The organism is Burkholderia sp. HMSC10F09, assembly GCF_001806955.1.
In the GTDB taxonomy this organism is placed as follows: Bacteria; Pseudomonadota; Gammaproteobacteria; order Burkholderiales; family Burkholderiaceae; genus Burkholderia; species Burkholderia multivorans.
The window spans coordinates 1-6,133 of record NZ_KV786620.1; the positions used below are offsets into that span (position 1 = coordinate 1).

Genomic DNA, 6,133 nt, shown 5'->3' on the forward strand with positions numbered 1-6,133 from the left:
CTCGGCCTCGGCGGCCAGTGCGCGATAGGCTTCCATGCCGGAAATGGTCGCCGCCTTCTCGAGCGCCGCGGGAGGCGCAAACTGGCGGCTTTCGTGAAGAACCGATTCAATCGCAGACATCGACTACCCCTTGGTGAACATGAATCCTCTGCATGGCGGCGCGATCGTGCGCGCCGCGTCTTGGCCGGCGCCTCGGCGCCGCTGTCTCCCACTCACCCGCGCGCGACCCGGCAGGTCGCGCACGATGCTGCACCGCGTCACGCACACGAAGGCGGTCGGCGGTCCGGCTGTTTCAAGATAAGCGCTTCAACTTACCCGTCACTTACGCGGCGGCCGGCGCTTGGCGCGCCGCCGGCCGCGACCCTACAATCCTAACTGAACTCGCCTTCCGGATTCCAGCTTGAATCGCTACGCATTCTGTCTCGTCCTGTCGATGCTCTTCGTCGGCGTCAACGTCGGCATCGGCAAATCGATCGTCGCCTTCGTTCCCGTCGCCCTGCTCGCTACCCTGCGTTTCGTGATCGCGATCGCCGTGCTGTGGCCGCTGTTCAATCCCGTCAAGATGCGCGCGGTGCGGCGCGCGGAATGGCTGAACCTGTTTCTGCAGGCGTTCTTCGGCACGTTCATGTTCACGCTGCTGATGCTCAACGGCGTACAGCGCACGAGCGCCGTCGCGGCCGGCGTGATCACGAGCACGATCCCCGCGATCGTCGCGCTGTTCGCCTGGCTGTTCCTCGGAGAAAAGCCGAACGGCCGTGCGCTCGTGTCGATCGTGCTCGCGATCGCCGGCGTCGTGACGATCAACCTCGCGAGCGGCAATGCGTCCGCACAGGGCGCGCCGGCCGGTTCGCTGACCGGCAACCTGCTGATCCTCGGCGCCGTGTGCTGCGAATCGATCTACGTGATCCTGTCGCGCCGCCTGACGCAGACGCTCGCGCCGATCGACATCTGCGCCTACACGCACCTGTTCGGCCTGCTGCTGATGCTGCCGCTCGGCGCCGGCGCGTTGTGGCGCTTCGACTATGCGAGCGTGCCGGCCGGCACGTGGGCGCTCGTCGTGTGGTACGGGCTGTCGGCGAGCATCTTCTCGTTCTGGCTGTGGATGAAGGGTATCCGCCACGTGCCGGGCAGCCTCGCCGGCGTGTTCAGCGCGGTGCTGCCGGTCGCGGCAGCCGTCTACGGGATCGCGTTCCTCGGCGAGCGGCCGACGTTCGCGCATGGCATCGCGCTCGCGTGCGTGGTCGGCGGGATCGTGCTCGCGAGCCTGCGCATCAAATCGGCGGACGCCGCCGCCTCCTGATCCGTCCCCCGGCACATCGGCGCGTCGCTGCAGGCGCGCCGGCCGACGCGTTACAATAGCGCGCCCTTTAAGTTACCCACGATACCCACCCACCGCAGCACATTCACCATGTCCGCCCCGCACTCGCCCGGCCGTCCCGCCGCTCGTCCGTTGCGCCCTTTGCCCGCGCTGATCTTCATGAGCCGCTGGCTCCAGGTTCCGCTCTATCTCGGGCTGATCGTCGCGCAGGCGATTTACGTGTTCCTGTTTCTGAAAGAAGTCTGGCATCTGCTGTCGCACGCAACGAGCCTCGACGAAATCAGCGTGATGCTCGCGGTGCTCGGGCTGATCGACGTGGTGATGATCTCGAACTTGCTGATCATGGTGATCGTCGGCGGTTACGAGACGTTCGTGTCGCGTCTCGGCATCGAAGGCCATCCCGACGAGCCCGAATGGCTCGACCACGTGAATGCGGGCGTGCTGAAGGTCAAGCTGTCGATGGCGCTGATCAGCATTTCGTCGATCCATCTGCTGAAAACTTTCATCAACCCCGATCAGCACACGATGCACGCGATCATGTGGCAGGTGATCATCCACGTGTCGTTCCTCGTGTCGGCGCTCGTGATGGCGTGGGTCGACCGCCTCACGACGCACACGCATCCGGCCCATTTCCACGAGACGCAGACAGCCGCTGCGTCGCGCACGCCGGCCTGAACGGCCGGCCCAGCATTCCTACTGTCCCCACAGAGCCTCAGCCATGACCGTCATCAAACAGGAAGACCTGATCCAGAGCATCGCGGATTCGCTGCAATACATCAGCTACTACCATCCGCTCGACTACATCCAGGCGCTCGGCCGCGCATACGAGCTCGAAGAGAGCCCGGCCGCGAAGGACGCGATCGCGCAGATCCTCACCAACAGCCGCATGTGTGCGGAAGGCCGCCGTCCGATCTGCCAGGACACCGGGATCGTGACGATCTTCGTGAAGGTCGGCATGGACGTGCGCTGGGACGGCGCGACGATGAGCGTGACCGACATGATCAACGAAGGCGTGCGCCGCGGCTACACGCATCCGGACAACGTGCTGCGCGCATCGATCGTGAATCCGCCGGAAGGCGCGCGCAAGAACACGAAGGACAATACGCCGGCGGTGATCCACTACGAGATCGTGCCGGGCGACAAGGTCGACGTGCAGGTCGCGGCCAAGGGCGGCGGCTCCGAGAACAAGTCGAAGTTCGTGATGCTCAATCCGTCCGACTCGATCGTCGACTGGGTGCTGAAGACCGTGCCGACGATGGGCGCGGGCTGGGGCCCGCCCGGCATGCTCGGGATCGGCATCGGCGGCACCGCGGAGAAGGCGATGCTGATGGCGAAGGAATCGCTGATGGATCCGATCGACATCCAGGAAATCATCGCGCGCGGCCCGCAGGACTGGATCGAGGAACTGCGCGTCGAACTGCACGAGAAGGTGAACGCGCTCGGCATCGGCGCGCAAGGTCTCGGCGGCCTGTCGACCGTGCTCGACGTGAAGATCATGGCGGCGCCGACGCACGCGGCATCGAAGCCGGTCGCGCTGATCCCGAACTGCGCGGCCACGCGCCACGCGCATTTCGTGCTCGACGGCTCGGGCCCCGCGAAGCTCGAGGCGCCGTCGCTCGACGCATGGCCGAAGGTCAACTGGGAGCCGAACACCGAAACGAGCAAGCGCGTCGACCTGAACACGCTGACGCCGGAAGAAGTCGCGAGCTGGAAGCCGGGCCAGACGCTGCTGCTGTCGGGCAAGATGCTGACGGGCCGCGACGCTGCGCACAAGCGCATCGCCGACATGCTCGCGAAGGGCGAGAAGCTGCCGGTCGACTTCACGAACCGCGTGATCTACTACGTCGGCCCCGTCGATCCAGTGCGCGACGAAGTGGTCGGCCCGGCCGGCCCGACGACCGCCACGCGGATGGACAAGTTCACCGAGACGATGCTCGCGCAGACGGGCCTGATCTCGATGATCGGCAAGGCCGAGCGCGGGCCGGTCGCGATCGAGGCGATCAAGAAGCACAAGGCGGCCTATCTGATGGCGGTCGGCGGCGCCGCGTACCTCGTGTCGAAGGCGATCCGCGACGCGAAGGTGATCGCATTCGAAGATCTCGGGATGGAAGCGATCTACGAATTCGACGTGAAGGACATGCCTGTAACAGTTGCTGTCGATTCTTCGGGCACGTCGGTGCACCAGACCGGTCCGAAGGAATGGCAGGCGAAGATCGGCAAGATCCCGGTCGCGACCGCTTAAGCGCAACGACGCGAAAGGCCGGACAGACCCTGTCCGGCCTTTTTCATTCCGGTATGCATTCGCGCGTATCGCGAATCGTTCCTTGCGGACCGTTCGCGGTTGATTCTCATTACGGCCGACAAGCCGATCGGACAAGGCTTCGGCGCTTGGCATTTCGTGTTCCAGCGATTATCGTTCGGTTTCTGAAGCGCTACTGAAGAAGGAAAAGCCATGCAAGGCGACAAGAAAGTCATCGAATACCTGAACGCCCAGCTGAAGAACGAACTCACGGCGATCAACCAGTACTTCCTGCATGCCCGCATGTACAAGCACTGGGGCCTCGACAAGCTCGGCAAGCACGAATACGACGAGTCGATCGGCGAAATGAAACACGCGGACTGGCTGATCGAGCGCGTGTTCATGCTCGACGGCCTGCCGAACCTGCAGGATCTGCACAAGCTGCTCGTCGGCGAGGAGACCGAAGAAATCCTGAAGTGCGACCTGAAGCTCGAGCAGATCTCCCAGGCCACCTGCAAGGAAGCGATCGCCTATTGCGAATCGGTGCGCGACTACGTGTCGCGCGAGATCTTCGAAAAGATCCTCGACGACACCGAAGAGCACATCGACTGGCTGGAAACGCAGATCGACCTGATCGGCAAGGTCGGCCTGCAGAACTATCAGCAGTCGATGATGGGTTCGCCGGAGTAAGCGCCCCCCGCCCGCTCGCCGTTCGCATGACGATGACGATTTCCCCGAGCGCCGCCGAAGCGCACCGCACCGCTACCGCTGCCGCCGCACCGATCGGGATCTTCGATTCCGGGCTAGGCGGCCTGTCGGTGCTGCGTGCGGTTCGTGCGCGGCTGCCCGGCGAGTCGTTCGTCTATGTCGCCGACACGCGCCATGCGCCGTACGGCGAGCGCGACGACGCGTTCATTACCGAACGCACGCTCGCGATCGGCGAGTGGCTCGTCGAGCAACGCGCCAAGGCGCTCGTCGTCGCGTGCAACACGGCAACCGCCCAATCGATCGCGGCGGTACGCGAACGTCTCGCGATTCCGCTCGTCGGCGTCGAGCCCGGCATCAAGCCGGCGGTCGAGCAATCGGCGAGCGGCGTCGTCGGCGTGCTGGCCACGCAAGCCACGCTGCGCAGCGCGCGTTTCCAGGCGCTGCTCGAACGCCACGGCGCCGGGTGTCGTTTCATCTGCCAGCCCGGTCACGGCCTCGTGCAGGCCGTCGAGCGCGGCGACACCGGCTCGCCCGCGCTGCGCGCGCTTCTCGACGGCTATCTGAAGCCGATGCTCGACGCAGGTGCCGACACGATCGTGCTCGGCTGCACGCACTATCCGTTTCTCACCACCGCGATTCGCGGCCTGATCAGCGAGCGCATAGCGATCGTCGATACGAGCGACGCGATCGCGCGCCAGCTGGCCCGCGTGCTGGAACAGCACGGGCTGCGTACGCCCGCCGGCATGCCTGCGGCCGCTCCCCGCTTCTGCTCGACGGGCGACGGGCGTCCGTTGCAGGCGCTCGCATCGACGCTGCTTGACCTCGACGCGCCGGTCGAAGCCGTCACGATCGCATCGCCGAACGCGCGCGCTTGCGCGTCCGCCTGACCCACCCTCTTCGCCGCGCATCGCAAGGTGCGGCGGCTCGCCCCTATCAGGGTCCGATGACCTTTAAAAAAACCGAACCCGCGCTTGTCAACGCCGCAGAATTTAATGATAATAATTCGCATTAACGTTAGCTATCGCACTCATCATGATCGTCTGCGTATGCAAGTCTGTTTCCGATCGGAAGATTCGCGCGTCCCTCGCGGAGGGCGTGGACTCGTTCGACGAGCTTCAGTTCGAGCTTGGCGTGGCGACCTGCTGCGGCAAATGCGAGGAGTCGGTACGCGACCTGATGGCCGAGCACGGCGTGTGCGCGAGCCGGTGCGGTGTCGAGCATCACGCTCATCCGATTCCGGTGACGTTCTACGAACGCAAGGCGGCCTGAGCGGGCCGAGCGTGCCTATGCGGCCCCGGCCGCATTTTTTGTTTTTCCCGTCAGCAAGCCATCGTCTGCGCAAGCCAGCGGTTTATTCGCGAAGGAGCTGGACATGGAACTGCTGATCGGTTTTGTAACCACCGTATGCATCTCGCTGCTGATCTTCCGCAAGTGATGCCGTTTCACCCGCCGCGCCCCGGGTGCGACGTCGTTCTTTCAAGCTAACATGCAGCCATCGCATTCCGCTTCTGCCGGCACCTTGCCGGCTGTTCCACGTATGAATCTCCGAGTCGTCGCCGTCGCGGTCGGTGTGCTGGCCGCACACGCGATCATGCTGACGGCCGCATGGCTCCATCGCAGCGCGCTGCCGCCGAAATCCGTCGAGGTCCAGTCGATCACTGCGCAGCTGATCGCGCCGCCCGCGCCGGTCGCGCAGCAAGTCGCGGCCGAATCGATCCCGCAGCCGGCACCGCCGAAGCCGGTCCCGCGCGTCAAGCCGAAGGTCGAGCCGAAGCCGGTGCCGAAGGTCGCGAAGCCGACGCCGCAGCCGGTCGCGCCGTCGCCCGAACCGTCGCCGACGCCCGCACCGGCCGCCGCCGAGCCCTCGC

The 6,133-nt window shown here is 65.1% G+C and carries 6 protein-coding genes and 2 pseudogenes; 7 read left to right on the plus strand and 1 reads right to left on the minus strand.

Features of this window, described 5'->3' with window-relative positions; translation table 11 throughout:
- Positions 1-120 (minus strand): annotated as a pseudogene (locus HMPREF3115_RS30765) (AMP-dependent synthetase); the annotation flags it as partial.
- Positions 121-400: 280 nt separating this feature from the next.
- Here HMPREF3115_RS30765 and HMPREF3115_RS07735 point away from each other — a divergent pair.
- The 7 genes and pseudogenes from HMPREF3115_RS07735 to HMPREF3115_RS07765 all read left to right on the plus strand — a co-directional run.
- Complete coding sequence (locus tag HMPREF3115_RS07735; RefSeq protein WP_070553984.1) at positions 401-1,300, plus strand: DMT family transporter; 900 nt, start codon at positions 401-403, stop codon at positions 1,298-1,300.
- Positions 1,301-1,408: 108 nt separating this feature from the next.
- A complete protein-coding gene (locus tag HMPREF3115_RS07740) occupies positions 1,409-1,993 on the plus strand; it encodes a TIGR00645 family protein (protein ID WP_006407941.1) in 585 nt (194 codons plus the stop codon).
- 43 nt (positions 1,994-2,036) lie between these two features.
- Entirely contained in the window at positions 2,037-3,560 is a 1,524-nt protein-coding gene (locus tag HMPREF3115_RS07745; RefSeq protein ID WP_070553986.1) for a fumarate hydratase, read from the plus strand.
- A gap of 210 nt (positions 3,561-3,770) precedes the next feature.
- Entirely contained in the window at positions 3,771-4,247 is a 477-nt protein-coding gene (gene bfr / locus HMPREF3115_RS07750) for a bacterioferritin (RefSeq protein ID WP_006402035.1), read from the plus strand.
- Positions 4,248-4,273: 26 nt separating this feature from the next.
- Positions 4,274-5,152 carry a glutamate racemase gene (murI, locus tag HMPREF3115_RS07755; protein ID WP_070553987.1) on the plus strand — a complete coding sequence of 293 codons (879 nt, stop codon included), beginning with the start codon at positions 4,274-4,276 and terminating at the stop codon, positions 5,150-5,152.
- Positions 5,153-5,297: 145 nt separating this feature from the next.
- The gene (locus HMPREF3115_RS07760; protein ID WP_006402037.1) at positions 5,298-5,534 is read left to right on the plus strand and encodes a (2Fe-2S)-binding protein; all 237 of its coding nucleotides are present in this window, start codon (positions 5,298-5,300) and stop codon (positions 5,532-5,534) included.
- A 217-nt stretch (positions 5,535-5,751) separates the two neighbouring features.
- Positions 5,752-6,133: pseudogene (locus HMPREF3115_RS07765) on the plus strand (energy transducer TonB); the annotation flags it as partial.